The organism is Nocardia beijingensis NBRC 16342 (genome assembly GCF_001612785.1).
GTDB classification, from domain to species: domain Bacteria; phylum Actinomycetota; class Actinomycetes; order Mycobacteriales; family Mycobacteriaceae; genus Nocardia; species Nocardia beijingensis.
This window is the reverse complement of sequence record NZ_BDBC01000011.1, coordinates 20,330-45,875: the sequence shown is the minus strand read 5'-3', so window position 1 is coordinate 45,875 and position 25,546 is coordinate 20,330. Positions and strand designations below refer to the sequence as shown.

At 68.5% G+C, this 25,546-nt stretch carries 23 protein-coding genes; 8 read left to right on the top strand and 15 right to left on the bottom strand.

Features of this window, described 5'->3' with window-relative positions; all coding sequences use genetic code 11:
* Positions 1-161 precede the first annotated feature (161 nt).
* Entirely contained in the window at positions 162-3,065 is a 2,904-nt protein-coding gene (locus NB3_RS07660) for a UPF0182 family protein (RefSeq protein ID WP_067798662.1), read from the top strand.
* 10 nt (positions 3,066-3,075) lie between these two features.
* On the opposite strand, the gene NB3_RS07655 is transcribed toward NB3_RS07660, so the two are convergent.
* From NB3_RS07655 to NB3_RS07635, 5 genes are all read right to left on the bottom strand, one after another.
* On the bottom strand, positions 3,076-3,657 hold the full coding sequence (locus NB3_RS07655; protein ID WP_067798660.1) for a DUF2165 domain-containing protein: 582 nt from the start codon (positions 3,655-3,657) through the stop codon (positions 3,076-3,078).
* Between the two features lie 274 nt (positions 3,658-3,931).
* Positions 3,932-4,399 (bottom strand): peptide-methionine (S)-S-oxide reductase MsrA, encoded by a 468-nt coding sequence (gene msrA, locus NB3_RS07650; RefSeq protein ID WP_371855885.1) that lies wholly within the window; start codon positions 4,397-4,399, stop codon positions 3,932-3,934.
* Between the two features lie 44 nt (positions 4,400-4,443).
* Positions 4,444-4,899 (bottom strand): peptide-methionine (R)-S-oxide reductase MsrB, encoded by a 456-nt coding sequence (gene msrB / locus NB3_RS07645; protein ID WP_067798654.1) that lies wholly within the window; start codon positions 4,897-4,899, stop codon positions 4,444-4,446.
* 116 nt (positions 4,900-5,015) lie between these two features.
* Positions 5,016-6,176 (bottom strand): DUF7802 domain-containing protein, encoded by a 1,161-nt coding sequence (locus NB3_RS07640; protein ID WP_067798651.1) that lies wholly within the window; start codon positions 6,174-6,176, stop codon positions 5,016-5,018.
* Positions 6,177-6,187: 11 nt separating this feature from the next.
* Positions 6,188-7,114, bottom strand: coding sequence for a metal-dependent hydrolase (locus tag NB3_RS07635; RefSeq protein WP_067798647.1), 927 nt, complete (start codon positions 7,112-7,114; stop codon positions 6,188-6,190).
* Positions 7,115-7,342: 228 nt separating this feature from the next.
* On the opposite strand from NB3_RS07635, the gene NB3_RS07630 reads away from it, so the two are divergent.
* Positions 7,343-7,963, top strand: coding sequence for a TetR/AcrR family transcriptional regulator (locus NB3_RS07630; RefSeq protein WP_067798644.1), 621 nt, complete (start codon positions 7,343-7,345; stop codon positions 7,961-7,963).
* A 175-nt stretch (positions 7,964-8,138) separates the two neighbouring features.
* Here NB3_RS07630 and NB3_RS07625 read toward each other — a convergent pair whose 3' ends face one another.
* A complete protein-coding gene (locus NB3_RS07625) occupies positions 8,139-8,519 on the bottom strand; it encodes a nitroreductase/quinone reductase family protein (RefSeq protein ID WP_371855884.1) in 381 nt (126 codons plus the stop codon).
* Between the two features lie 209 nt (positions 8,520-8,728).
* Between NB3_RS07625 and NB3_RS07620 the strand changes: the two genes are divergently transcribed.
* Positions 8,729-9,952 (top strand): cytochrome P450 family protein, encoded by a 1,224-nt coding sequence (locus tag NB3_RS07620; protein ID WP_084485944.1) that lies wholly within the window; start codon positions 8,729-8,731, stop codon positions 9,950-9,952.
* A gap of 391 nt (positions 9,953-10,343) precedes the next feature.
* Positions 10,344-12,146: an alpha/beta fold hydrolase gene (locus tag NB3_RS07615; RefSeq protein ID WP_218020549.1), complete on the top strand. Its 1,803-nt coding sequence runs from the start codon at positions 10,344-10,346 to the stop codon at positions 12,144-12,146.
* 76 nt (positions 12,147-12,222) lie between these two features.
* On the opposite strand, the gene NB3_RS07610 is transcribed toward NB3_RS07615, so the two are convergent.
* Positions 12,223-13,017 carry an SDR family NAD(P)-dependent oxidoreductase gene (locus tag NB3_RS07610; RefSeq protein ID WP_067798641.1) on the bottom strand — a complete coding sequence of 265 codons (795 nt, stop codon included), beginning with the start codon at positions 13,015-13,017 and terminating at the stop codon, positions 12,223-12,225.
* 63 nt (positions 13,018-13,080) lie between these two features.
* On the opposite strand from NB3_RS07610, the gene NB3_RS07605 reads away from it, so the two are divergent.
* The 3 genes from NB3_RS07605 to NB3_RS07595 all read left to right on the top strand — a co-directional run bounded on the left by NB3_RS07605 (position 13,081) and on the right by NB3_RS07595 (position 15,880).
* On the top strand, positions 13,081-13,764 hold the full coding sequence (locus NB3_RS07605; RefSeq protein ID WP_067798638.1) for a TetR/AcrR family transcriptional regulator: 684 nt from the start codon (positions 13,081-13,083) through the stop codon (positions 13,762-13,764).
* A gap of 170 nt (positions 13,765-13,934) precedes the next feature.
* The gene (locus tag NB3_RS07600) at positions 13,935-15,230 is read left to right on the top strand and encodes an FAD-binding domain-containing protein (RefSeq protein ID WP_067798635.1); all 1,296 of its coding nucleotides are present in this window, start codon (positions 13,935-13,937) and stop codon (positions 15,228-15,230) included.
* Between the two features lie 86 nt (positions 15,231-15,316).
* Positions 15,317-15,880, top strand: coding sequence for a hemerythrin domain-containing protein (locus NB3_RS07595; RefSeq protein ID WP_067798632.1), 564 nt, complete (start codon positions 15,317-15,319; stop codon positions 15,878-15,880).
* A gap of 106 nt (positions 15,881-15,986) precedes the next feature.
* Here the strand turns inward: NB3_RS07595 and NB3_RS07590 are convergent, their stop codons facing one another.
* From NB3_RS07590 to NB3_RS07580, 3 genes are all read right to left on the bottom strand, one after another.
* Complete coding sequence (locus tag NB3_RS07590; RefSeq protein WP_067798629.1) at positions 15,987-16,877, bottom strand: manganese catalase family protein; 891 nt, start codon at positions 16,875-16,877, stop codon at positions 15,987-15,989.
* 344 nt (positions 16,878-17,221) lie between these two features.
* Positions 17,222-18,133 carry an NAD-dependent epimerase/dehydratase family protein gene (locus tag NB3_RS07585; protein ID WP_218020548.1) on the bottom strand — a complete coding sequence of 304 codons (912 nt, stop codon included), beginning with the start codon at positions 18,131-18,133 and terminating at the stop codon, positions 17,222-17,224.
* Positions 18,130-18,762 (bottom strand): hypothetical protein, encoded by a 633-nt coding sequence (locus tag NB3_RS07580; protein WP_157111617.1) that lies wholly within the window; start codon positions 18,760-18,762, stop codon positions 18,130-18,132. The genes NB3_RS07585 and NB3_RS07580 overlap by 4 nt, the downstream gene beginning before the upstream one ends.
* Positions 18,763-18,927: 165 nt before the next feature.
* Here NB3_RS07580 and NB3_RS07575 point away from each other — a divergent pair, with 165 nt between their 5' ends.
* Entirely contained in the window at positions 18,928-19,755 is an 828-nt protein-coding gene (locus NB3_RS07575; protein WP_067798623.1) for an SDR family oxidoreductase, read from the top strand.
* Positions 19,756-19,767: 12 nt separating this feature from the next.
* Here NB3_RS07575 and NB3_RS07570 read toward each other — a convergent pair whose 3' ends face one another.
* The 5 genes from NB3_RS07570 to NB3_RS07550 form a co-directional block, all read right to left on the bottom strand.
* A complete protein-coding gene (locus tag NB3_RS07570; RefSeq protein ID WP_067798620.1) occupies positions 19,768-21,117 on the bottom strand; it encodes a family 1 glycosylhydrolase in 1,350 nt (449 codons plus the stop codon).
* Between the two features lie 116 nt (positions 21,118-21,233).
* Entirely contained in the window at positions 21,234-21,815 is a 582-nt protein-coding gene (locus tag NB3_RS07565) for a TerD family protein (protein ID WP_067798617.1), read from the bottom strand.
* A 106-nt stretch (positions 21,816-21,921) separates the two neighbouring features.
* Entirely contained in the window at positions 21,922-22,845 is a 924-nt protein-coding gene (locus NB3_RS07560; protein WP_067798804.1) for a phytoene/squalene synthase family protein, read from the bottom strand.
* Between the two features lie 11 nt (positions 22,846-22,856).
* Positions 22,857-24,389 (bottom strand): phytoene desaturase family protein, encoded by a 1,533-nt coding sequence (crtI, locus tag NB3_RS07555; protein WP_067798614.1) that lies wholly within the window; start codon positions 24,387-24,389, stop codon positions 22,857-22,859.
* A 14-nt stretch (positions 24,390-24,403) separates the two neighbouring features.
* The gene (locus NB3_RS07550) at positions 24,404-25,519 is read right to left on the bottom strand and encodes a polyprenyl synthetase family protein (protein WP_084485942.1); all 1,116 of its coding nucleotides are present in this window, start codon (positions 25,517-25,519) and stop codon (positions 24,404-24,406) included.
* Between the last annotated feature and the right edge of the window lie 27 nt (positions 25,520-25,546).

Genomic DNA, 25,546 nt, shown 5'->3' with positions numbered 1-25,546 from the left:
GAGGTCGGGCGTGCCGGTAGACGCAGCGACCTCCCGATCATCCGGTGCAGCCGCGGAGCCGATCGAGCGCTCCTCGACGCGTCGACCACCCCGGTAGTATCGAGCTTGGTTCCGCCTCGGCCGTCCACCGTTGTGCCGGGCGGTAGCCACGGGAGTGCAAGATGAGCGCGCGCGTCGGCCCCGGCCCGCGGCGGTTGCATCGCAGCACCCGGGTGCTGGTGGTCGCCGCCACGGTATTCGTCGTGTCGTTGCTGGTCGTGCCCCGGATGGTCAGGACCTACGTCAGCTGGCTGTGGTTCGGTGAGGTCGGCTTCCGTGGGGTCTGGCTCACCGTGCTGTTCACCCGGCTCACGCTGTTCGCCGTGATCACGCTCGCCATCGGCGGCGTCCTTTTCACGGTGATGTGGCTGGCCTTCAGGTTCCGCCCGCTCTTCTTTCCCGAGTCCGCGGAAGAAGACAGTCTCCGGCCGTATCGGACGACGGTGCTGCGGCATCCGGTGCGGTTCGGTCTGGGGGTCGCCGCCACGGTGGGGCTGGTCTGCGGCCTCGCCGCGCAGTCGAATTGGAGGACGGTCCAACTGTTCCTCCACGGCGGGTCCTTCGGCGTGTCCGATCCGCAATTCGGGCACGACGTCGGCTTCTTCGTCTTCGACCTGCCCTTCTACCGTTTCGTCGTCAACTGGCTGTTCATCGCCGTGGTCCTCGCCTTCCTCGCGAACCTGGCCACGCACTACCTGCTGGGCGGGCTGCGGCTGTCCGGAAAGGCGGGCGGCCTGACGCGCGCGGCCCGCGTCCAGCTCGGGATACTGGCCGGGGCATTCATCCTCCTGAAGGCTGTCGCCTATTGGCTCGACCGATATTCCCTGCTGTCGAGTGACAGCAAGGAGCCCACGTTCGCGGGCCCCGGCTACACCGACATCAACGCGGTGCTTCCCGCCCGGCTGATTCTCTTCGCGATCGCCCTGATCTGCGCCGCGGCGGTGTTCGCCGCCATCGTCGTGCGGGATCTGCGGATTCCGGCGATGGCGGCGGCGCTGCTGCTGTTGTCGTCGATCCTCGTGGGAGCCGTCTGGCCGTTGGCCGTCGAGCAGTTCTCCGTCCGTCCGAACGCCGCAGACATGGAGCGGGTCTACATCCAACGCAATATCGCGGCCACCCGGCAGGCGTACGGGATCGGCGGCGACCGGGTCGAATACCAGCCGTATTCCGGCGTCGGCAGCAAGCCGCCGCCCGAGGTCCCCGCCGACGTCACCACGATCGCCGACGTCCGCTTGCTGGACCCGAACGTGTTGTCCCGGACGTTCACCCAGCAGCAACAGCTGAAGAACTTCTACAGTTTCCCCCCGCATCTGGACTTGGATCGCTACCGGGTCGGTGGGCAACTGCGCGACTACGTGGTGGCGGCGCGCGAGCTCACCCCGAGCGCGCTGAGCGGCAACCAGCGCCATTGGGTCAATCGGCACACCGTCTACACGCACGGCAACGGGTTCGTGGCCGCACCGGCCAACCGGGTGAACGCCGCGGTCCGCGAGGCGGCGGGCGACGCGGCGAGCAGCAACAGCGGATACCCGATCTACGCGGTCGGCGACATCGCCTCCCAAGCCTCCGGCCACCAGGTGATCCGAGTGGATCAGCCGCGCGTCTACTTCGGCGAGGTGATCGGCCATGCGAGCCCGGACTACGCCATCGTCGGCGGCGGCGCCCAGCCGCGCGAGTACGACACCGACACCACCACGTACACCTACACCGGCGCGGGCGGCGTCCCGATCGGCAACTGGCTCAACCGCTTGGCTTTCGCGGTGACCTACACCGAGCGCAACATCGTCTTCTCCAAGGCGATCGGCGCCGATTCGAAGATCATCTTCAACCGCGATCCCCGCCATCGCGTCGAACTCGTCGCACCGTGGTTGACCACCGACAACGATCCCTATCCCGCGGTCGTGAACGGCCGCATCGTCTGGATCGTCGACGCGTACACCTCGATCGACGGCTACCCCTACGCCAAGCGCAGCTCACTGGAAGCACTCGCGCCGGGCGAGGACACCGAGCGCGGGTCGCCCCGGGAGATCTCCTACGTGCGCAATTCCATCAAGGCCACCGTCGACGCCTACGACGGCACGGTCACCCTCTACCAGGTCGACCGCACGGACCCGGTCCTGGCGGCCTGGATGAAGGTCTTTCCCGGCACCGTCCGGCCCGAGGAATCGATCACCCCGGAGCTGCGGGCCCATTTCCGGTACCCCGAGGATCTGTTCACGATCCAGCGCGAGATGCTCGCCAAGTACCACGTCGACGAACCGCGCGAATTCTTCACCACGAACGCTTTCTGGTCGGTGCCCAGTGACCCCACCGTGGAGTCCAATCCGCATCAGCCCCCGTTCTACGTCCTGGTCGGCGACCAGAGCAGCGCCGAACCGTCGTTCCGGCTCGCGAGCGCGATGGTCGGCTACAACAGGGAATTCCTCTCCGCCTACGTCTCCGCCCGCTCCGACCCGGAGGGCTACGGCAAGATCACCGTCTCGCAGCTGCCCACCGACACCCTCACCCAGGGTCCGCAACAGATCCAGAACTCGATGATCTCCGACACCAGAGTGGCCTCCGAGCGGACCTTGCTCGAGCGTTCGAACCGGATCCAGTACGGCAACCTGCTCACCTTGCCCATCGCCGACGGCGGCGTGCTCTACGCCGAACCGCTGTTCACCGAACGGATTTCGACGGCGCCGAACTCCTCGACGTTCCCGCAGCTGGCTCGGGTGCTGGTCAGTTACCGCGATCCCGGTACCGGCGGTGTCCTGGTCGGCTACGCGCCCACCCTCGCCGAAGCGCTCGAGCAGGTGTTCGGCCCGGCCACCGGCAGACTCGCCACGCCGCCCGGCGGCGGTCCCGGCGCTCCGCTGCCGCCGGGCCAGCAGCCCGCCGCGCCGCCTGCCGCGCAATCACCGGCGCAGGCGCCGCCGGTGGATCAAGCGAAGATCGCCGAACTCAACGCGCAGATCGATGCGATCCGCGCGGCGCTGGAACGTCTGCAGAAGCAGCTGGGCGAACTCGATCGCAACGGTCGCTGACCGGCTGCGCCTAGTCCGATTCCGCTGCGGCCGAGTGACTTTCGCCGCCGACGTTACGCTGCGGGTCCGGCAGGTGAACGAGGATCAGGCCGACGCCCGCGATCAGGAAGTTCTGCAACGCGGCCGACGAAGCGTTCACGTCGTCGTTGGCCCACATGCGGAACCATTCGCCGCCGATGGTCAAGAACCCGCCCGCGAACAGCAGCACCGCCATGGTCCAGCCCAGGCTGGACAGTTTCACCGCCAGCTCGTGGCCGGCTCGCAGCCCGCGCGACCGTCCGGTCAGCACCCTGGCCCATGCGGCTCCCGCGGCGAGCAGCACGAAGGCGATCAGGAATTCCCAGATCACCACGAGGATGTAGGCGACAAGCGCGACATTGCCGTTGGTGATCGCGCGCCAGTCCGTGCCCGGATTGTGGATCGTCGCCTTCATCGACAGCACCGCGGCCACACCGTTGCGGTTGGTGTCGGTGTCGACGCAGTTGGTGAACGCGACGAACAGATAGTAGAAGCCGGTGATGGTGGCCAGCGTCGCCACCGCCATCCGGCGGCTGCCCACCACGTCCAGAACCTTCGTGCCGTAGCGCGTCATCTGCCTACCTCGGGTCGACCGGCCAGGAGCTCCAAGCGCCGACGATCATATCGGCGCTCGGTCACGCGTTCTCCCCACGGCGGGGAGTCCACGGTCGCCGGAAACGAGCGAAATAGTCTCTGCCGCATGGACTTCGCGTCCAGCATCGCCACGGCACCGGCGGTGGGAGAACGTGGAAACGCGACGACTGCGCCACCCGGGTGGGGTGGCGCAGTCGTTTGTGTTGCCTCGGCTCGGCGGGGCCGAAACGCGGTCCCGCCGAACTCGGCGGCTTCTACTGAGCGGTGGTCTGCCGCTTCGGCAGCTTCCAGCCCGGCCGGGGGAAGTGGCAGGTGTACCCCTCGGGGTAACGCAGCAGGTAGTCCTGGTGCTCCGGCTCGGCCTCCCAGAACGCACTCGCCGGGGTCACCTCGGTGACCACCTTGCCGGGCCACAGACCGGAGGCGTCCACATCGGCGATGGTGTCCAGGGCGACGCGCTTCTGGTCGCCATCGAGATAGAAGATCGCCGAACGGTAGCTGCTTCCGATGTCGTTGCCCTGGCGGTCCTTCGTCGTCGGATCGTGGATCTGGAAGAAGAACTCCAGCAGTTCCCGGTAGTCCGTCCGGGCCGGGTCGTAGACGATCTCGATCGCCTCCGCGTGGCCCGGGTGGTTGCGGTAGGTGGGATGGTCGTTGCGTCCACCGGTGTAGCCGACGCGGGTCGACACCACTCCCGGCTGCTTGCGGATCAGGTCCTGCATGCCCCAGAAGCATCCACCGGCCAGAATCGCCTTGCGCGTGTCGGTCACGCCTCCTCCTTCGCGAAGAGAGTCCTGTACTGCCCATAGCCTTCCGCCTCGAGGTCGTCGAGGTGGATGAACCGCAGCGCCTTCGAATTGATGCAGTACCGCAGGCCGCCCGCGGCGCGGGGGCCGTCGGTGAACACGTGTCCGAGATGGCTGTCACCGTGCGCCGAACGCACCTCGGTGCGGACCATCAGATGACTGAAGTCCCGCTTTTCCACCACGTTCGCGGTTTCGATCGGCTTGGTGAAACTCGGCCACCCGGTTCCGCTGTCGAACTTGTCGACCGAGGCGAACAACGGCTCACCGGACACCACATCCACGTAGATGCCCGGCTCGTGGTTGTCCCAGTACTCGCCCGTGAACGCCCGCTCGGTCCCGTTCTCCTGAGTGACGTGATACTGCTCAGGGGACAGGGCGGCGACCGCCGCGGGATTCCGGTTGTACTCCCGTGCCACATGACCTCCTCATATCGGCCCCTCGTACAACCCGGACACCGGCCAGGAAAGTCCCGAGCGAGCCGGGCGTCACACCCGGTCCGGGGACCGCCCGGCGCTACCGCAAGCGCTCGGCGCTAGGCCGTGGAGTTCACCGCCGATTCCGGCGCCGGAGAAGGAGCGCTCTCGGCTGTCTTCCTCCGGGGTACCGTCCAGACGGCGACCAGGCACAACAGCGCGACAACGAAACACGCGATCGTGTACCAGAGATTCCCGACGGGGTCGCCTGCGCTGGTCACACCGTCGACGGCGCCGAAGAAATCGGGCAGCGCGGTCGCCCAGAGCACTGCCATCACCCCCAGATACACGATGCCGTACCCGCGGACGAAGTCGTTCGTGTAAGGCGCCGCACCCGAGTCGCCGCGCCGCAGCCGCGACCACTGGCGGGTGAGGATCAGCACCGCGGCAACGCAGACGACGACCAGCTCGGCGGCGTAGAGCACGCCGCGCACCGTGGTGCTGCCCATGCCGAAGACCGTCGCGGGGATGGGGAGCACGGCGGTGCCCAGCGACGCGAGCACGCCGACGACGATCGTGCGCCCGGCCAGTTGCCATCCGGAGAAGGTTCGCCCCCTGTCGACGTGACGGCCGACGAACAGCTGGACACAGAACGCGAGGGACATCGGCCACAGCGCGGCGAAGACGACCACGCTCGGCAGCGGCACCGAATCGAACATCGGCTGATTGATCGGGTTGTCGACCGACCATTCCCACCACCGCAGCTGCGGGCCGAGATGATCGAAGATCTCATAGAAGGCGTGGTGGACGAAACCCACGCACACCGATCCGGCGAGAACCCCGTATCGCCGGAACACCCCGAGCATCCTGACCATTTCGAACGCGAGCGTGGCCATGAACGGGTAAATCGCGACGATGTAGAGCGGCAGTCGGCCCCAGAGGAATTCCACGGTGAACAGGTTGTGCGCGAACATCGTGTCGACGTGCGCGTCGATGCCGAACGCCGCGGGAAAGTACAGCGGCGGCTCGATGATGAACAGGTACGCGGTCGCCCCGAACCAGAGCGCCAGGTTGGTGGGATCGCCGTGGCGGCGCAGCCGCACGACCGCGTAGACCAGGGCGAGCACCGCGCCGAGGACGATCGTGCATTCGAGGACGGGCAGCGTCCAGTTCTCCAACGCGAAAGGGTTCCGCACTTCGACCGGTCCGCCTGCCTCCTCGCAGGAGAAGCCGAGCGCGGTCGCGAGCCGGTCGAACGTGGGTGCGCAATGATCAGCCATCGGTCCGGCTCCTAGCGTGCGGCCGACTCGGCGGTGTACCAGTGCGAGACGTCGTAGCCGGCCGCGTAGCGTTCGAACCACACATCGGCCAGCGCGGGCAGCTTCTCGTGGTCCGGATTGTGCTTCGGCAACTGACTGCGGATGACGCCCACGAGCGCGACGAGCTGCTCACGGAGCGGCAGGTGGTCGAACGCGCGCGGCATCGGGCCGTTGTCCTCGGCGTGCAGGAACGGCAACCACTTGCGCAGTTTCTGCCTGCGCCGGTAGTTCGCGAACATCGACAGCGCGTCGACCTTCCGTTCTTCCAGCGGGACATGCTCGTTGAAGCCAGCGCAGGCCAACCGGATCACCTTCAACACATGACGGAAGATCGACGGCGCCATGCGCATCCGGTACACATCGCTGCCGACGACGGAGTCGAAAATGATCAGCGCGGAGCTGCGATGCTCGACCTCTTCGACGAAGTGCCAGATGAACAGCGACGCCACCCGGTCGTCGCCCGGCCGGAACAAGGTCGAGTCGTTGTCGAGCATGAGTTTGAACACCGGGGTGAACGTCGCCTCGAGATCGGCGGTGTAGGCCAGCCGGTATTCGACCGACGTGTGCACGGTGAGGCGGTCGAATTCCGCGATCACTTCGTTGAGCGTCTCCTGCAACCCCGGATAGCGCCGGATCAGAGCGTTGGCGTGCTGGCGGTGGGCGGTGGAATGCTGCCCCTCCTGGCGCACGAACGCGTCGGCTTCCTCGGCCACCGCCGGATCGGTGATCAGGGGCATGGCCTCGCGAATCATGTTGACGATCATCTTCTCGAAGCCGATCGCCAGGAAGGACACCGCGTTGGCCATCGAGGAGAAGGCCGGGTTCTCCTCGTTCCACAAGAAGGGCACGTCGTAGTCGGCGAATGCGAAGCGCATCTTCCGGACTTGAAGATCGGTCACTGGGCTGAACCTCGACTTTCCGAAACGAACCGGCCCGGCGGCGCATTCCGGCGCGCCGGGCCATGTCGCAGTGATCATACACACAACTGTCCAAGTGTATGATCAGAATCGGCGCTGGAACCGAGAACCGGCAATGTTGTGATACGGTCGAGCCCCTGACCTGGATGGTCGGCAGGCTCTCCAGCAGGGCGTTCGCAAGCGACAGGCTTCGAGTCGAGGAAGCGGGCAGTGGCAGGAAGGCGTGGGTGGGGCGGGAGCCCGCCGAAGGACGACGAGGAAGCCTCGCGTCGCATCGTCGCCGCCGCGGTCGAACTGATCGGGCGGACGGGTTCGGAGATCAGCATCGCCGACGTCGCGGAGTCGCTCGGTGTCATCCGGCAGACGGTCTACCGGTACTTTCCCAGTGCCGACGCGCTGATGACCGCGGCGGCGATAGCGTCGGTCGACGGGTTCCTCGACCGGCTGACCGAGCACGTCAGCGGGATCGAGGACGCCGTGGAAGCGATGACCGAGGCGGTGGTGTACACCCTCGCCGAGGTTCGTCGCACGCCTCATCTCGGCATTCTGCTGTCGAGCACGTACTCCAACGTCCATCCCGAGAGCCTGACCTCCGAAGAGGCGCAGGCCTTCGGCATGACGATGATCAAGCGCTTCGACGTCGATTGGGAGCGTTACGGATACGACGACGCGTCGCTGCACGAGCTGGTCGAATACGTCCTGCGCACGATGCAGTCGTTCTTCGTCTCCCCGGGCAATCCACCGCGCGGCGAAGACGAGCTGCGGCGCTATCTACGCCGGTGGATGGGGGCGGCGATCATCGCCCAGATGAAGCCGTCGGCGAGCGTCTAGGGCTTTTCGAAGCCGTTGCCGCACACGCACTTTAGAGTTCGTCTCGGCATTGGTATCAGCAGCGGCGCTCCACCATTCGAGTGACGCGGTGTTCGATCCGGCGTCCCGTGCTTCGCAGGGCGACAGCGCCTGCGTCGCTTTCGGCGCCGTGCCGCCGATGCGAGAAGGGGGCGGATCAGTTCGCGTCGAGCCGCACTTCGACGAGAACGCGGCCGCGTTCGTCGCGGTGCGCCACCGCATGCCCGTGCCGGTCGGCGCCGTCCAGGTGCAGGGTGATCGGGCCGCCCGCACCGAGGAAGTTGCGCCACCAGGACTTCTTGTCCGGCATAGCGACGCCGATGACGAGCTCGTCTCCCTTTCGCCGGTAGTTGACCGGTGTGCTGAACGTCCGCCCGGACCGGCGGCCCACATAGGTGATCACCACGAATCCCCTGCCCAACAGCCGTCCGAGCACCGGCGCGCTCAGCAGGGCGACCACCCCGGCGTTCACCGCGCGCACGCCACGCCCCAGCACCGTCTTCGGTTCCACCATTTCCTCCCGGCCGCCCACGGACATCTCCGAACACCGCCACCCTAATGCCTGCCGGGACCGCGCGCCCGCGGCGCCGGGCCGGGCACGGTCACCGGACTTCCGTTTTGCGCCGCCGAGTTTCGGGTTGGAGGCACGAATCATCGATCGGCCGGTGGTCCAGGCGGTCTCGCCTCGATACTCGTGCACGACCGTCGTCACGACGGTCGGAGGGCAAACGCGCAGAAGGGAAACCGATGACAACCAGCCTGCCCGCATTCCCCGCGGCGAACGAGGATCTGCTGGACACCTGCATCCGGCTCCGGGAGATCGCGCCGGTGGTCGAGGTGGAGTTCCCCGGCGGCGTGCCCGCCTACCTGGCCCTGACGCACGAGGCGGTGCGCGAGATCCTCGCCGGGGACAACAAGACCTTCGCCCGGGATCCGAAGCACTGGCCCGCCCTGCACGACGGTTCGATTCCGGAGGACTGGCCGCTGCGCGCGGTCGTGCAGGGCGATCATCTGTCCACCAAGGACGGCGACGACCACCGGCGGTTGCGCGGCCTGATCAGCAAGGCGTTCACCCCGGGCCGGGTGCAGGCGCTGGAGCCGCGCATCCAGGCGATCATCGACCGCTTGCTGGACGAGGTGGTCGCCGCGGGTGACGGCGTCGATCTGGTGCCCACCTTCACCGAAGCGCTGCCCATGGCGGTGATCTGCGAGCTGTTCGGGGTGCCGGAGCCGGAGCGGGATCGGCTGCGTCGCTGGACCGCCACCCTCCTGGCGCACACCACGCCGCCGGAGGAGGCGTTCGCGACGCAGAACTCGCTGATGACGTACCTGTACGAACTGGCGGACCGGAAACAGGAGCAGCCAGGCGACGACCTCACGACAGGTCTGGTCCAAGCCCGTGACCGGGACGACAAGCTCACTGCCGACGAACTGGTCGCCGTCCTGTGGATCATGCTGGTCGCCGGTCACGAGACCACGGTGCACCTGCTCGGCTACGCCATCCTGGCGCTGTCGCAACACCCGGAGCAGCTCGCGCTCGCCAAGGCGGAAGACCGGTGGGCCGACGTGGTCGAAGAGACCGTGCGCTACCGCCATTCGGTGATGATGACGAGCTGGCGGTTCACGCTGACCGACGTGACCGTGGCCGGCGTCGCCATCCCCAAGGGGCAGGCGGTGGGCGTCGCCTACCAGGCCTGCGGAATCGACCCGGCCGAGTACGGCGAGACCGCGAACGAGTTCGACATCACCAGGGAGCAGCGCGGCGGACATCTCGGATTCGGTCACGGGCCGCGGTACTGCATCGGCGCCGGCCTGGCCCGCTTGGAAGGGCGTCTCGCGCTCGCCTCGCTCTACCGTCGGCTGCCGAACCTCGAACTCGCCATCGACCCGAAGACCATCCCGTACTCGCCGTCGTTCTTCACCGTCGGCCCGCTGTCGATTCCGGTGAAACTGGGCTCGGAGAAACAGTGAGCGCCGCCGGCGCGGCAAGCGGCGATCGCCGGTTTCGTCACCCGATGGTGGACGGCGCAACCGCACGGTTCCGGTTGCCGCGTCGGCAGGCTCACGCACTTCCCCGACTGTCACAGCGGTCGGTGGGACGCAGGCGGGTCAGTCGCCGCTTGCTGGGCGGGTTCGGTCCGCCCGGTGCGCACTCGCTGCACGTTCGCCTGGCTCGCGACTATGCGCGGAGGTCGGCGATGCAGCCGGGCAGGTAGTCGAATCTTGCAACGTTTGCGCTGGTCAATGGTCTGTTGCGAACGGGATACGCATTGTCGGATCCGGACGGGCCGCGGTGGGTGTCGTGTCAGGCTGCTGCGGTCCGCAGTTCCGCAGCAACTGGCAGGAAGGATCGATGACGCCGATGTCGCAAGCAGATCCGATCGTCGGGACCACGTCCGAGCAGCTGGCCCGGATCGCGGCCAGAGGGCCATGGGACGCCGAGGGGCAGGTGCGCCCGGAAGCAGTGCAGTTCGCGTCGAACTTGGTCAGCGCCGTGCAGAAGCGCAGCGGCAGGGGACTGGTGCCCGACGATGTGGCCGAGCTGGTTGACCGGGCGCTGAACGTCGCCGTGCCGACGTTCCCGCGCATCGAAGGGGCGAGAGGGGTCGGACTGTCGGCGCACCTGCTGCGGCAGACCACCACCCGGCCGTGCCCGCTGGTGGTCTTCCCCGCCGGGTGGACACCCGTCGGGTGGCCTTTGTTCGAGTACGCCTATCTCACCCTCGCGTCGAAGGGCTACCACGTGCTGGCCTACACGCCGCGCGGCATCGGGTGGACCGCCGTACCGGGAACCGACCTGCCGTGGTTCGGCACGTCCGAAGGCACCGTCGACGTCGCAGGTCCCTGGGACCGGGCCGACGGCAAGAAGGTGCTCGACTACGCGCTGGACGCGCTCGATCCCAGCGGCATCGCGTTCATGGGTGAGTCGTACGGCTCGGGCATCAGCCAGCTCGTGGCCGCGCACGACGACCGGGTCGACGTCGTCGTGGCCCTCAGCACCTGGGGCAATCTCGCCACCAGCTTGTACGACAACGGCACCCGCCATCTGAAGGCCGTCGAGGGACTGATCGGCCTGACCGGCGGCGAGCAGGCGGAGAAGTTCGACGAAGAGGCGCTGGAGATCCTGGCCAAGTTCGACGAGGGCGTGGACATGGACCCGGTCGTCGACTGGGGCACCGAACGGGCGCCGGAGAGCTATGTCGGCTCCCGCGAGATCCCCACCTTCTTCTCCAATACCTGGCACGAGGGCCTTTTCCCGGTGAACCAGGTTCTGGAGACCTTCGAGAAGCTGCCTCGGCCGAAACGGCTGAACATGTGGATCGGCGATCACGCGGCGCCGGAAGGCCCCGGTTTGATCGCGCCACCCATGCCAGGCGCGGGACCGAACGTGCCGCTACGGGAGGCATACGCCTGGCTCGATCACCACCTCAAGGGCGAGGACAACGGCGTGGACGCGTGGCCGGAGATCAGCAACCAGGTCATGTTCACCTACGTGACCACTCCCGGAGCCGGGGAGGGCCAGAACGTGATCGTCGAACCGGCGCGGCGGGAGGAGAAGGCGTCGTGGGCCGACGTCACCACCGACACGGAAGTGCTGAACTTGACCGATGTGCGCGAGGGAGGCGAGGGCGCACTGACCCACGATCTCGCGACCGGATGGGAGCGTAGTTTCACGGTGGGCGAGGAGCCGGAGGTCGTCGCGATGGACAAGCTCATGACGACGGGACAGCAGGAATGGTCCGGCAATCCGAAGATCTATCGGATCGATGAGATCGACGGCGACCATGCCCTCGTGTGGTCGACGGGGCCGCTGCTCGCGTCGCGCGGCGGCGTCGCGAGGCAGATCCGCGGCATTCCCCGGGTGCAGGTGACCATCGACAGCAGCGAAGAGACCGCGACGGTGATCGCCTATCTGCTCGATGTCGACGAGAGCGGCACCGCCCGGATCATCACGCACGAGCCGAAGACCACCGATTCGGCCCTGCCCGCCACCGTTTCGTGGGAGCTGCAAGCGGCCGCCTACGACGTGCCCGACGGCCATCGGCTGATGCTGGTGCTCGACGGCATGGATCCGCTCTACTCCAGCGCCAACAAGGTGGGCGCGACGATCACCATCAGCGCGCCGCATGGCGCCCCGTCCTGCCTGGAGCTGCCGCTCGGCTGACCGCTGCGCGTGGCCCGGGCCCGGCGACGGGGCCGGGCCACGCCGTGGTCGGGAAGCGGTGCCAGCCGAACCGATTTCACCGCGCGCCGGACCGCGCGGGTTCGGAGATGATGCGGTTGGCCTTGGCCTTGACCGCGTCGGGCAGCACATGGTTGGCGAGGCCGAACGCCTTCGTCAGCAGCGAGGCGGCGAAGATCTGCTGCCTGCCGCTGAGCAGGGCGTCGACGCCCTGGCGCGCCACATCGGCGGGATCGTCCTTGGGCAACCGGCCGATGCGAGTGGCCAGCATTCCGGCACGGCGGAAGAAGTCGGTGTCGGTCGGGCCCGGCAGCAGGGCGGTCACGGTGACATCCGTGTCGCGCAGTTCTTCACGCAACGCTTTCGCGAACGACTGGATGAAGGATTTCGACGCGTTGTACACCGCCTGGCGTGCGCCCGGCATCGTGGCGGCGATGGAGGAGGTGAACAGAAGTTTGCCGTCGTTGCGATCGACCATGTCGCGCAGGACGAGCTTGGTCAGGTGCACCGTCGAGCGGATGTCGAGGTCGATGACGGCCAGTTCGTCGTCGAGGTCCGTCTCCACGAAGGCGCCTCCGCGCCCGATTCCCGCGTTCAGGGCTACGGCGTCCGGCGTGCGGTCGTTCTCGGTGGCCGCCCGATACAGTTGTTCCACCCCCTCGGCGGTACGCAGGTCGACCTGCACCGGCCGCACGTCGTGCCGCGGGTCGTGCAGCGCGGCCGCGGCGGTCTTGATGTCCTCGTCTTCCGCCGCGATCACGACGTCGTAGCCGTGTGCGATGAACTGCCGGGCCAGTTCGAACCCGATACCGCTGGATGCTCCGGTGACCAGTGCGAGTGGTGTGTCGGTCATGTACTGCGGCTACCCACTGCGGCCGCACCCATACCCGACCGGGTGGCTCGGTAGTCTGCAGAGGTGTCCGCCGCGCCCGCCGACGCCGACGCACCGATCGTCCCGGTGCGAGACGGAGTGTTCTTCACACTTCCCGCCGCGCTGCCGCGGGGACGGCACAATCTGGGGCGCGAGCAGGTGATGGCGGCGCAGCGGGAACGGCTGCTGGTCGCGGTGACCGAATTGCTCGCCGCCCGCGGTTACGCCGGGTTCGGCCCCACCGACATCGCCAAGCGGGCTGGCGTCTCGCTGGCGGCTTTCTACGACGCCTTCGCCAACAAGGACGAATGCGTGTTCGCGGGCTACGACCGCTTCATCCAGGTGCTGCTGCGGCAACTGACGGGCGCGGACATCAAGGGCCGAGACCGCAGGTCCATCGTCGCCGACGCCCTCGGCCAGTACCTCGGCTCCCTGCAGAACGACCTGGTCGTGGCGCGGGCCTACCAGGTGGAGATCGACGGCCTCGGGCCCGCCGCCCGGCGGCGCAGACGAAAGTCGATCCGGCTGTTCGCCGAGTACATCCGCGCTCTGGTGCAGAAGGCGACCGCGAATCGGCAGCCACTGCTTTCGGTCACGGCGTACATGGGCGTCGTCTACGCCGTGCGGCAACTCACCGCCGATGCGCTCGACGAGTCGCCGGAGCCGGATCTGACCGCGTTGAGCGCCGACCTGGAGCCCTGGCTCACCGATCTGTTCCGGGAACACTGATCCAGCGCACGTGACCCGCAGGCCGAACTTGACATGGCAGCCGCCGTCCCGCAGCATTGGCGTAAAGCTCGTTACTCCGATACCGCTCCGAATCGGCGTGGCACGCCGCCGAATGTCCGATACCGCCGTCGCCGATCCGCGCGACGGAGGCCTGTCGTCGAGAATTTCGAATGGCCGTAACAATCGCACTTTTCACCCGTGACCTGCGCGTCCACGACAATCCGGCCTTGACGGCCGCCGTACGCGAGGGCGCGGCGGTGGTTCCGCTCTACGTCGTCGACGACCGTCTCGTCGGCAGCGCCAGGCCCGCGGGCAACAAACTTCGCTTCCTTTCCGCCGCGCTCGCCGAACTCGACGCCGAACTTCGCTGTGCCGGTGGCCAACTGGTGGTCCGCCATGGTGACTACGTCGAGGCGGTGGATCGGGTGGCGGCACAGGTGCACGCCGACAGCGTTCACATCGCCGAGGACGCCGCCTGGTCCGGCCGCTGCCGCCTGCGGGCGTTGAGCGAACGGCTGGCGCGGCGCAGTTGCCTGCTGCACACCCATCCGGCCACCCTCACCGCCGTGGATCCCGCCGACTGCGGTCCGCACCGCCCCGACGACGAGGTTCCGGACTTCGCGACCTACTTTCGCCGATGGCTGTCGGCACCGAAGCGGCGACCGCTGGCCGAGCCGACGGAATTGATCGTTCCGCGCATCGACAGCGATCCCGTGCCGAGATTCGACGAACTCGGCGACACGGCCATTTCACCGCAGCTGGCGGTCGGAGGCGAGATCACCGGCCGTGCGCTGTGGCGGGGCTGCCTCGCCGACCGGCGACAACCGCGCGGCCGGGCCACCGGTGAACTGACCAGGGAGGGCTGCGCCCGACTGTCGCCGTACCTGCATTTCGGGTGCCTGTCCGCCGCCGAAATGGTGTACCACACCGACATGGCGACCACGGACGGGCGCGCCTTCCTTCGCCAGCTCGCCCGGCGCGACTTCCATCTGCAGTTCCTCGTCGCCCGGGCCGACATCGCGCGGTCCGATGACGGCCAGGGCGAGCGGCAGGCGCACGACCCGGTGATGGTCGGCGCCTGGCGCGACGGTCGCACCGGATACCCGATCGTCGACGCGGGCATGCGGCAGCTGGCCGCGCAGGGATGGATGCCGGAGCGCGCCCGGGTGATCGCGGCCAGTTTCCTCACCACGACGCTGCGGGTGGACTGGCGGGTCGGCGCCGAACACTTCCGCCGGTGGCTGCTCGACGACGCCGCCAGCGACCGCTTCACCTGGCAGCAGGTGGGACGTCTGGACCCGGGAGCCGTCGGCACCGCCGAACGCTACGACCCCGAGGGGAACTACGTGCGGCGCTGGATTCCGGAACTGGCTTCCCTGCCGGGCTCGGAGATTCACCACCCGTGGCGGCACAGCGTGCCGACCTCGGTATATCCCGCTCCCATCGTGGGCAGGGCGAGCACGTAACCGGCCTGCCGGGCGGTTTCACGTGCGCACTGCCGGGTACCGCAGCGACGGACGCAGTCCGTCAGATCGCCCGAGGGAGGTAACCCATGGCAACCACGATCGATTCGACCACCGACGCCATCGATTTCCTCGTCGACCAGCACGGCCGGATCCGGCAATTGTTCGCCGAAACCGCAGGCACCTCCGATCCCGTCGAGCGCGAGAGCAAATTCTTCGAATTGCGGCGCCTGCTCGCGGTGCACGAGACCGCGGAAGAAGAGATCATCCACCCGCGCGCCCGGCGTGAACTCGGCGACGGCGCATCCATCATCGATGCGCGGCTGGAAGAGGAGAACAAGGCGAAAAAGCAACTCGCCGAGATGGAGTCGCTGGACATCAGCTCGATGGAATTCCAGGTCAGGCTGGCGAAATTGCGCGAAGCGGTGCTGGCGCACGCCGACCACGAGGAACGGGAGGAATTCAACCGGCTGCGCGCGGAACTCGACGACGAAACCCTGCAAAGGTTGCGCAGAACCGTCGAACTCGCGGAGACGATGGCGCCGACCCGCCCGCATCCCGGCGTGGAATCGGCCACCGCGAACGTCCTGGTCGGCCCGTTCGCCGCGATGATGGATCGCGCCAAAGACATGATCAGCAAGCCGCGGCACTGACCCCAGCAGCGAGCGAGACGGGCGCGGCGCGCGGCACCAACTGCCGCGCGCCGCGTCGCTGCGCGTCCGAGCCGCCGTCGGCCCGTCGCCGTCGGCGCGGGACAGGTCAGTCCGGGATGTGCGACTCGTGGGTGAACGGTTTGGTGCCCTGAACCGCGGGCTCGCCTTGCGGGTTGGTCTCCGCGCCGTGATTGACGCGCTCGTCGGAGTCGAGCCACTCGCTGACCGGATTGTCGATGTAGCGCCATTCCGTGCCCGACGGCCACGGCCCCTGCCCTTCGTTCCAGGGACCGCGGGCGCTCGCGGCGCCGTTGGACATATTGAACGCCACGTTCTGGAACCGATCGTCGCCGGGCAGCGCACCGGGCGGGAAGTTGACCGGCAATTCGTTCAGCGCGGCGGTGAACTGCTGGAAGTGGGCGATCTCGCGAGTCATCAAGAACGAGAGCGTGTCCTGCACACCGGGGTCGTCGGTGAACTGCTTGAGATACTCGTACACGATCTTGGCGCGTGACTCCGCCGCGAGATTGCTGCGCAGATCGACCGAAGGCTCACCGTTGGCGTCGACATAGGAACCCGACCACGGCACACCCGCGGAGTCCTTCACGACGGGGCCGCCGCCACTGAGCGAGAAATACAGCGGGTTCACCGCGACCTGATGGATGACCTGGTCACGTCCAGCGGAGGTCGACACCATCGGCATCCAGTCGCACCGCTCGTTGGCCTGCTTCAGATCGTCGTTGAGCCCGTCGAGCAGCATGGTGATCATCGCGCCGACGATCTCGAGATGGCTGAGTTCCTCGGTGGCGATGTCCATGAACAGGTCGTAGGTTTTCGGATGCTTGCCACGCAGCATGAACGCCTGGTTGAAATATTGCATGGCGGCCTTCAATTCCCCGTTGGCGCCACCGAATTGTTCTTGCAACAGAGTCGCGAAGCGCGGATCCGGACGGTCCACGCGAACTTCGAACTGGAGATCCTTGTTATGGGTGAACATCGCTCTCCTTACCAATATGGTCGGCTGTTCGAAATGGCTTTCACTGCCTGATCCCAGCGCACGACGAGCAAGAGACGCGTTGCTTGTTCGCTGGCGACGATACGGGTTCGAATCACCCGTCGCTCGCAGCGACACGAGATGCGGCAAGGGGCGACAACCCCCTTGTCATGCCGGGTTTCCGGCGGTCAGTGCCGGTGGCTGCCGCCGGGTCGCTGATCCTGGTGCGACGGACGCCCGAGCCGTGTCTTGCGGTCGGGGGCCAGCGGCGGGCTGTGACCGGTGCGGGCGGCGCGCATGGCCGAAACCAGCTCCGCGCAGGTCTCGGGAGCGGCGAAACGAGGCACTCAGCCGAGTTCGCGCCGGGCCTTGGACGAGTCGACCAGGCACGCGCGGTCGGCCAAGGTCAGCCACGCCGGATGCAACGGCAGCAGCCCGGCGCGCCATCCGGTCCACGCGGCGGCATGAAGCGCACGCCGATGCGCGGGCAGACGGAAGCCGCCGACCATGGCAGCGAGCGCGTCCGCGCCCAGGGCCGGTTCGGCGGCGAGATTGAACGCCCCGGACGCAGGCTGGTGCGCTATCCGCCGGATCGCCGCGGCCACATCCGCGCTGTGCACCAGTTGCAGCCGCAGGTCGCGCCACAACGGCACGGGCGTCAGGCGCCCGCCGACCAGCCGTCGCGGCAGCCACGGTGGCAGGATCCAGTCCGCCAGTTCCGCGGCGGCCTCGGCCTGGGCGATGCCGCACGGACGGATGCGCGCCGTACGGATGTCCGGGTGGCGCGCCGCGAAGGTGTCCAGCTGCGCTTCCAACTCCGCCTTGCCCGAGCTGTACGCGCTGCCGGGCACGCCGGACAGCCGCCAATCCTCCGATACCCGCCGCCATCGTTCGGCCGGGGCGTAGGCGGCGCAGGAGGAGGCGGCGATGACCTGGGGCACCGCCGTCCGCGCCGCGGCGCGCAGCACATTTTCCGTGCCGAGCAGGTTGGTCCTGCGCAGCGGCGGGTCACCGCGGCGCGGATGAATCGCCCACGCCAGATGCACCAGAACGTCGGCGCCGGTACAGGCCGCCCGCAGGGTCTCGGCCGCGTGGGCGGTGCCGATATCGCAGGACACCCACCGCACCCCCGCGTAGGGTTCCCTGGCGCGATCCGGTAGGCGACGGGCGATACCAACGATCTCGCAGTCGTCCGCAGCCAGTGCCCGCAACAGCGCCGTCCCGACGTTGCCGCTCGCGCCGGTGATCACGACCTTCATGCGCCGCGCCGCGCGGTTCCGTCGCGACCGGAGAGGGCAGGCGGGAGGAGCAGGCCGTAGTCCCACGCGCGGTCGATCAGTTCGCCGACGTCGATGCGCCGGATCTCGCGCACCTCCTGGCTGCTGAGCAGCTCACGCAGGTAGGCGACGATGTGCTCGGCGACCACGCCGCGGACGTCGCCGATACGGCCGATCACCTTGGCGGCCCGATCCAGCGGGAGGATTTCCACGTCGACGTGTTCGGTTCCCACGTCCTCGGTCTGTACCAGCAGCGTGCACGCGTTCTCCGGCACCAAGGCGAAACGCAGGCGAACGGCGACGGCGCCCGCGAAACGGGCGACGACACCGATCACGCTGATCCGCAGCCGCAGCATGACCGGCACCTCCACGCCGACATCCCAGCCGTCGGCTTCGCAGGGGGCGGCACGCACGATCCCCGGCCGGCCTTCCACGGCCGCGACCGCGAGGCGCGCCGGACCCACCCTGATCGGCCCCGCCTCGATGCGGTCGCCCACGACCAGTTCCACCACCGAGGCGATGCGTTCGGGTTTCGCGGCGGCGCGCAGGACGGCTCGCGTGAACTGTTCGGCCGTCGGCGCCGCCATGTCGTCGCCGTCTGGGTCCGGCATGGCCATCTCCTTTCCACAGCGCGGGTACCCCCGCGCCGGGAAAGAATGTTCGGTTCTGGCTGGTCAACTGCCCGGCGTCGAGGTCGGTGTCGCGCGGCAATTCGTCGCGACCGGGTGTTCCGCAGGCACGGGTGTGGTCCGGACCCGCCCGGGTAGTCGCGGGACATGGCTACTACAGCTCCACTTCCGGAAGAACGAGCGGGCACTCCGCGTCGAGCAGTGGTGACCGGGGGAGACTCCGGCATCGGCGCCGCGATCGCCGTCACGCTCGCGGCGGGCGGCACCGATGTCGGACTGACCTTCCACAGCGACCGGCGCGGTGCGGAGGACACCGCGGCCCAGGTGCGCGAACAGGGCAGAACCGCCGCCGTGCGCCGTCTCGACCTGGCCGACCCGTTGTCGGCCGGGTCGGTGATCGATGAACTCGCCGACGAACTCGGTGGCCTCGACGTGCTGGTGAACTGCGCGGGAACCGGCTCGGCGCAGAAGGCGATGGACATGGACTTCGACACCTGGCGGCACGTGCTGGCGGTGGACCTGGACGGGGCGTTCCTCTGCTCCCAGCGCGCCGCCGCGCACATGATCGCCGCTGGTACCGGTGGCAGGATCATCAACATCACCAGCGTGCACGAACACGTTCCCCGGGTGGGCGCCGCGCCGTACTGCGCGGCCAAAGCGGGGCTCGGCGCACTGACGAAAGTGCTGGCGCTGGAACTCGCCGAACACGACATCACCGTCAATTCGGTGGCGCCGGGCGAGATCTCCACACCGATGACCGGTCAGGAAGACGTCGATCCCCGCGAGCAGTCCCGCCCCGGCGTGCCGCTGGGCCGAACCGGGCACGCGAAGGAGGTCGCCGCCGTGGTCGCGTTTCTCGCCGCGCCGGAGGCGAGCTACGTCACCGGCGCGTCGTACCTGGTGGACGGCGGCATGCTCCTGATGGGCCCGCAGGCCAGCACCCTGCTGACCGACGAGAAATGGCGCACGCCCTGACCAGGCCGGCGCCTACCGTTCCGACACCGGAGTCAGGCAGCTGGCCGGTGGATCGACGAACACGCACAGGGCCGGGCCGCGGGTGGGACGGTAACCGTCGGGCGCTCCGCCCGCGGCGATGATCTGCGTGTAGGCGCCGACGGCGTCGGTGGGGCGGCGGGTGAGCGAGGGGTCGGTGCGCACGTCCACGGTGTAGAGGCCGAATCGGGGCGTGTAGCTTCCCCATTCGTAGTTGTCGGTGAGACTCCAGTAGTTGTAGCCCATGACGTTCATGCCGTCGGCCTTGGCGCGCTGGATCCAATAGACGGTGTCGCGCAGGTGATCGCCGCGCAGATAGCCGTCGGCGCGCGGACGCCCGTCTTCGGTCGGCATCCCGTTCTCGACGACGTAGAGCGGCTTGCCGGGCAACCGGCGCGAATAGTATTGCAGCGCATAGTAGATGCCCTCGGTGCGCAACGGCAGCTCCCAGATGTGCGGTCCGGGCAGCGTCGGCATCGCCGAACCGCTGGCCCGCACGATCGACTCGACCAGCGATTGCGCCGGGTCGAAGGCGAAGTAGTAGTCGACGCCGACGTAGTCGAGCCGATCGGCGATGCGGTCCATCAGCGGGCCGTTGACCTGTGCCTCCGAACCGGCGACGTACCCCATGTTGCTGGTCACCTGCGCGCCCGGCTGCTTCTGGTGGATGTAGTCGTAGACGGCGTTGTGCGCCTGCGCGACCCGGTCGAGCATCTCGCCCGCGTCCGCGGCGCCCCGGCGGACCTCGTGCATGATGTAGGCGACGGGCTCGTTCACGGTGACCCACAACGGGTCGCGCGCCGCGTAGCGGTCGACGACGGCGCGCATGTTGGTCAGCCAATCGTCGACCATGCGCGGATTGCGCCAGCCCCCGCGGTCGGCGGCCCAGCCGGGGTACACCCAGTGGTCGAGCGTGATCATCGGTCGCATGCCGGCCCGCTCGACGCTGGAGACGACCGCGTCGTAGAAACGGAACGCGCCCTCGTCCCACACTCCCGGCGCGGGTTGCACTCGCGCCCATTCGATCCCGATCCGGAACACGCGGACGCCGAGGTCCGCCGCGAGCTGGATGTCGGAGGCATAGCGGTCGTAGAAGTCGACGGAATCGCCGAGGCCGTCGTAACCGGGGGTGGAACCGACGTAGCGCGTCCAATTGCTGTCGGGCGCATGGCCTTCGGACTGGAAGCCGGAAGTCGATACGCCCCACAGGAAGTCCCCGCCCAGCGCCGGTAGGCCGGCGACCGGCTGTATCGGTGGGGCGGCCGCGGAGTGCGCGGCGAGCAACAGCGTGGATGCCGCGGCGGCGAGCGCGGCCAGGACGGACCGACGGAACCGAGATCGCATCGGCCCAGAGTAACCGGGGGCTGTCCGCCGATTGCCGGAATCGGCGTATCGCCGCGAGTCGAAGACGAGCGCGTGCGGGTAGCCGACGCAGGCCGCGTCGCGTGGGATCGCGGGCGCTACTGCATGGCGAAGCGCAGCAGCGCTTGCATGTCGCCCTGCTTGATCTTGCCTTGGCGATTGAGCACTTCCAATTGCCACTGCGCGCCGTTGCGGAAAGCGCGAGCGACCGCGTTGGCGTTGTCGGTGCCGAGCAGCGATGGCCAGATGTCGGCGACTTGCTGGCTGTTGCCGCCGGTGGCGTCGTAGATCTTGAAGGAGATGTTGTTCGCCTTGTCGAAGGATGAGCCCTTCTTGAACGCGGCCGCGACGAAGATGATGGCGTCGATCGCGGTGGGGACGTCGGCGAAGGTGACGTGGATGGTCTCGTCGTCACCGGAGGCGGCGCCGGTCTGCTCGTCGCCGGTGTGCGCGACCGCGCCGTTGCCCAACGGGTCGAGGGAATCGAGTCCCGCGAAGCGCACGGGATCGTTGCCCTGCATGAGGACGGCGATCAGATCGAGGTCGACACCGCGTTTGCGGCGGGCCCAGCCGAGCGCGCCGCCGCTCGTTCCCGACGACGGATCCCAGCTCACTCCGACACTCAATTTCGTGATACCCGCGAGGTCCGCGGCACCGTCTTCTTTTCTGAGCGTAATCACGACATCAGGATACTGACGACGAGCCGCGACGCCCGGGATGACGAATCGCCTGCGAGGCAGGGGCGGTGCGCTGGGCACCGGACGTCCGGCGCGGGATGCGGCACGATCACCGATCCGGTCGGCGCGCCCGCCACGCCTCGACCAGTCCGGCCGCGCCGACCCGCGCTCGCCGCCGGTTCGGCACGGTCGCGCGGTGATCGAAGACGGCGTAGTCACTGGCCTCGATGCGGTCGAGGATCTCCGAGTACAGTGTCGTCGCCGTCGTGACGCACGGTCGCGAACGGCGGTGCAGCAGCGCGATTCCCGCGTCCGCGAAGCGGTAGATGTCGCGGGTGCGGGCGATTTGCGCCGCCAGGGCCCTGCGTACCCTGGGCTCGGTGCGCTGTCGGGCCGCGCACCAGCGCAGGAGATCGCGGTCGACGTCGAAGGCGGCGAGCTCGTCGGCGGGCAGATACACCCGGTCACGCAACAGGTCTTCGCCGATGTCCCGTAGGAAGTTGGTCAGTTGGAACGCTTTGCCGAGCGCGGCAGCGTACGGCGCGGCCTCCTCGGCGCGAGCGGCGCCCAGGATCGGCAGCAATTGCAGTCCGATCACTTCGGCCGACCCGTAGACGTACACGTCGAGCGCGGCGCGATCGGGATAGTCGGTCACGGTCAGGTCCATTCGCATCGATGCGAGGAACGCGTCGAACAGCCCCGCGGGTATGCGATAGCGATCGGCGGTGTCCAGCACCGCGGGGAGAACGGCGTCGGCGTCGGCGGCGCGGTCGCGGAAATGCCCGGCGAGCGCCTCCAGTCGCAGGGATCGTTCGGCGACATCGCGACTCGGGTCGAACTCGTCGAGGATGTCGTCGGCGCGGCGGGCGAAGCCGTACAGGGCGTGTACCGCGGGGCGCTGATCCGGCGCGAGCAGGCGGGTCGCCAGGAAGAAGGTCTTCCCGTGGCGGGCGTTGAGCCGGCGGCAGTACCGGTAGGACCGGTGCAATCGCTCGTCGGCGGGCGGGGTGGTGTCGAGGTCGGTGCGGGTCATTTCGATTCCCATCACAGTCGTTCATCGATGCGGCTGGTGGCGAGCGCGGAGACGGTGCGGCGCGGGCGGGCGGGGCTGGGGCCGGTGACGCGATCCGCGGCCAATCGTCCGGAGATCAGCACCGGCGGGATTCCCACCCCAGGTACGGTCGAGCCACCGGCCAAGACCGCATTGTCGATGCCGCGAATCATGTTGGCCGGCCGGAACGGACCGGTTTGGGAGAACGTGTGCGCCAGCGCGAACGGGCTTCCGGCGAGCATGCCGCGGCGCGCCCAGTCGGCGGGTGTGTCCACGCGCAGGATCTCGACTTCGCCGAATCGTGCGCCCAGACGATCCTGAGCGACCTCGAGCATCCGCTCGGCATAGCCGGTTCCCGACCGATCCCAATCGATGCGGCCGCGCTCCAGGTTCGGCACCGGCGCGAGCACCGACAGCAGGTCCCGTCCCGCCGGAGCCAGCGACGGGTCGGTAGACGTGGGCCGGGTGACCAGCAGCGAGGGATCGCGCATCACCTGGCCGCGGACGATGATGTCGCGGAACGACTCCTCCCACGCGTCGCCGAACAGCAGGCTGTGATGCGCCATCTCGGCCGTCGGCGCGCAGCCGAGATGGGCGATCACCGCCGACGGCGCGGCGGTCAGCGGCGCCGGACGCCGTGGTGTGCGCGTGATCAGGCGATAGGTCTCGTGCAGCTCCGTCGTCAGCACCACCGTGTCGCAGGGGATGCGATCGCCGTCCGCGGTGTGCACCGCGGTGATCCGCGAACCGGCGCGCTCCAGCGCGGTCACGGCGGCGCCGTAGCGGAATCGGACACCGGCCTCGGTCGCCGCGTCGGCCAGCGCTGCCGGGAGCGCGCGCATCCCACCGCGCGGGAAGAACACACCGCCGATGGTGTCCATGTAGGCGATGACCGCATAGGCGGCGAGCGCCCGGCTGGGCGCCACACCCGCGTACAGCGATTGGAACGTGAAGACCCGCCGCAGTTCGGGGTCGCGAATGTAGCGCGCGACGGCGCGATCCCATCGCCCGAAACCACCGAGGGCGATCAGCCGGGCGAGCGCGGGTGTCACCATGGACAGCGGTGAGTCGAAATTCGCGGCGATGAACCGGTCCATCTCCACTCGGTACAAGCGCGTCAGCCAATGCCGCAGGCGGCGATAGCCATCCGCCTGACCCGGCCCGGCGAACCGGTGGATCTCTTCTTCCATTCGTTCCGCGTCCGCGTGCACCTCGAGCGTTCGGCCGCCGGCGAAATGCGCCCGATACGCCGGTTCCACCGGCTCGAGCCGCAAGTGGTCGGCCGTGTGGGCGCCCACGGCCGCGAAGACACTGTCGACGATGTCGGGCATGGTCAGAACCGTCGGGCCGGTGTCGAGGCGATAGCCCGCCGGATCGGCGTACCCGGCTCGGCCGCCCGGTACCGCTTCGCGTTCCACGACGATCACTTCGCGGGAGCGGCCCGCCAGATGCGCGGCCGCGGACAATCCCGCGAGTCCGGCGCCGACCACCACCACCCGGTCGGTGGCTCCTTCGACGATGCGCATGTGCGACCTCCTGGTCAGGCGACGCGTCCGGTGCAGGCGAAGGCCATGTGCGCCAAGGCGGCGCGCATCGGTGCGGTGAGATCGGCGGTGCTCAGGGCGTCCACCGCGCGGGCGACCAAGTCGGCGATCATCGTCTCGATCCGCTCGGGCGCCCCGGACTCGATGATCAGGGTTCTGGCGCGGTCGATCTCCACGGGGCGCAGCCGGGGGCGATGCAGCAGGAAGGACAATTCGGCCCGCGCCGAGGGGGTCGCCATCTCCCGCGCGAGGACCACCACGCTGGTCGCCGTGCGTTCCGCCAGGTCGCCGTCGGCGGGTTTGCCGGTCACGGCCTGCGACCCGAAGATGCCGAGTATGTCGTCCCGCAACTGGAAGGCCTCGCCCACCGCGGCGCCGTACCGGCCCAGCGCGTCCAGGACGGTCGCGGGACAGCCCGCCATCGCGGCCCCCATCTCCAAGGGGCATCGCACCGTGTAGTTGCCGGACTTGATCCGCGCGATCGCCAGCACCGAGGCCAGCGCGGGCTCGCTGCGCGCGTCGTTGAGCAGATCCGCGAACTGACCGGTCGCCAGTTCCACCCGCATGGTGTCGTAGCGCGGCCACGCCCGCGCGAGCGCGGATTCGGCGAGCCCGCTCTCCCGGAGCATCTGCTCGGCCCACACCAGGCACATGTCCCCGAGCAGGATCGCGGCGGACTCGCCGTACCTGGCGGCGGAGCCGGGCGCCCCGATGTCGCGGTGGGCCCTGGCGAACCGGACATGCGCCGCCGGTGCGCCCCGGCGCGTCGCCGACCGGTCCATGACGTCGTCTTGGAGCAGCGCGAACGCGTGCAGCAGTTCCAGGCCTGCGGCCGCGCGCAGCGCCGCAGGATCGTCCGGCGCGCCGCACCGCCAGCCCAGGTACATGAACGTCGATCGCAGGCACTTCCCGCCCATGGCGTATTGCCGCAGAATGTCCTCCGCGCCCAGGCGGCGAAGCGGCGCGGGGCAGGCCCGCGGGACGAAATCGCCCAACTCGGCGAGCACCGCCTTCCGCACCGTCTCCCGCCACAGCGAGATGGGGGTGGTCGCGAGGGACGGCAGGTCGCCGGCCGGTTCGCGCACTATCGATTCCGACCACACGATGTTCATCCGCGCTTTCCTTCCACGCCTCGGGCA